The sequence below is a fragment of the Vogesella sp. EB genome (genome assembly GCF_001037925.1).
Lineage (GTDB): Bacteria > Pseudomonadota > Gammaproteobacteria > Burkholderiales > Chromobacteriaceae > Vogesella > Vogesella indigofera.
In genome coordinates, this window is record NZ_LFDT01000064.1 from 1 (window position 1) to 719 (window position 719).

General features: G+C 68.7%; 1 protein-coding gene. It reads left to right on the plus strand.

The window, feature by feature from the left end:
* Positions 1-719 (plus strand): MobF family relaxase (mobF, locus tag ACG97_RS16735; protein WP_047968519.1); only part of this gene is annotated, 719 nt, incomplete at both ends.

Genomic DNA, 719 nt, shown 5'->3' on the forward strand with positions numbered 1-719 from the left:
TCGACGACGACGCCCGCCAAGCCGCCGTTGAAAAAGCGTGGAAAGCCCTACCTGAAGACGCCACCTACGAACAGATCGCCCAGGTGTGGCTGCGGATCTGGACCGCCCCGGAACGGCACCCCGTGGCCGGGTTCGACGTCACCGTTTCACCCGTCAAGAGCGTCAGCCTGCTGTGGGCATTCGGTGACGACCGGGTCAAGCGCGAGGTGATGGCATCGCACCACGACGGCGTACGCGCCGCCCTGGAGCACCTACGAGCGCACGGGGCGTTCACCCGGCTGGGCACCAACGGCATCGTGCAGGTCGACACCGACGGCCTCGCCGCCGCGGTCTTCGACCACCGCATGTCCCGGGAGAAAGACCCGCAGCTGCACTCCCACATCATCGTCAGCTCGAAAGTCCGCGTCGTCCGCGACGGACGCGAGACGTGGCTCGCGCTCGACAGCAAAGCGTTCTACCAGGCCACCATCGGCGCCCGGATCGCCTACGAACGCGCCGTCGAATACCAACTCGGCCGACGCCTCGGCGTGCGGTTCGCCGCCCGGGCCGGCTCGCCGATCCGCGAAATCATCGGGTTCGATCCGCGCGCGATCCTGCACTACTCGAAGCGTCGCGGCGCCGTCGAAGCCGAGCTGAGCAGCCGCCACAGCGACCCCACTACTGGCCGCGAGTGGATCCCTACCGGCCGGTGGCGACGCTCCGCCCAGGACGCCACACTG